At 68.0% G+C, this 1,062-nt stretch carries 1 protein-coding gene; it reads right to left on the bottom strand.

Annotation, left to right across the window (positions count from 1 at the left end):
• Positions 1-2: 2 nt before the first annotated feature.
• Positions 3-1,049 carry a mannose-1-phosphate guanylyltransferase gene (locus ADT71_RS00125; protein WP_054434071.1) on the bottom strand — a complete coding sequence of 349 codons (1,047 nt, stop codon included), beginning with the start codon at positions 1,047-1,049 and terminating at the stop codon, positions 3-5.
• Positions 1,050-1,062 lie beyond the last annotated feature (13 nt).

Below are 1,062 nucleotides of genomic sequence, written 5' to 3'. Positions count from 1 at the left end.
CCTTACTGGTTGACGGCACCGGATAGCTTGCCGACCTTTTGCACACCTTGGACGGTGGTGACCAGTATGTCGTTTCCATCGACGACGACGACGACGTTTTCGAGGCCGATGACCGAGACGCGCGGACCGTCGCTGTCGACCAGGACATTGCGGCAATCCACCAGTTCCGCCTCACCCGCGCCGCGCGCCGCGTTGCCTTGGGCGTCGCGATCGAGCGCTTCGTGCAGGGCGTGCCAGTTGCCGATGTCCGACCACTCCATGTCGGCCGGCACCAGCGCCGCGCGGCGGGTGTTTTCCATCACCGCATAGTCCACCGAATCGCTTTCCACCTCGGCGAAAGTCGCCGCGTCGGGATGGAAGCGGTGGCCGTCGAGCGTGCCTTTCGCCACGGCCTCGCGCACCTTGGCGGCGATCTGCGGGCGGTGCGCGGCGAGTTCGGCCATGAAATCGCTCACCCGGAAAGCGAAGATGCCTCCGTTCCAGGCGTAATTGCCCTCAGCCAGGAAGGCGCGGGCACGTTCGAGATCAGGCTTCTCGACGAACTGGGCCGTGCGGAAACCGGGCGTGCCCTCGATCGCCTCGCCGCGCCTGAGGTAGCCGAAGCCGGTTTCCGGCGCGGTCGCCTCGATACCGAAGGACACCAGCCAGCCGTCCCTGGCGAGCGCGGCGGCAGCAGCCGCGGCACGGGCGAACACGTCCGGGCGGCCGATATGGTGGTCGCTCGGGCAGACCAGCATGACCGCGTCATCCGGCAGGCGACAGGCGGCCAGCGCGATGGCGGCAGCGGTATTGCGCGCGGCCGGCTCGACGATCACCGAGGCGCCTTCCTGCCCGTGAAGCTGCGCCTCGACATGTTCGAGGTGCTGCCGCCCCGTCACCACCACCGGTGCCGCGAAACCCAGATCCGGCGGGCAGCGCGACACCGTCGCCTCGAACAGCGTGCTCTCTCCCACCAACGGCAGGAACGGCTTGGGCTTGGCAACGCGGCTGCGCGGCCAAAGCCGCGTGCCGCTGCCTCCGCACAGAATAACTGGAACGATCTGGGACATGGGGCTCGATGAA

This window comes from Novosphingobium sp. ST904 (genome assembly GCF_001298105.1).
In the GTDB taxonomy this organism is placed as follows: domain Bacteria; phylum Pseudomonadota; class Alphaproteobacteria; order Sphingomonadales; family Sphingomonadaceae; genus Novosphingobium.
Note: the sequence above shows the minus strand (reverse complement) of the source record. Positions and strands in the feature narration are given on the sequence as shown.

Coding starts and splice junctions, on each gene's coding strand:
- ADT71_RS00125 (WP_054434071.1), bottom strand. CDS start 1,049: ATGTCCCAGATCGTTCCAGTTATTCTGTGCGGAGGCAGCGGCACGCGG.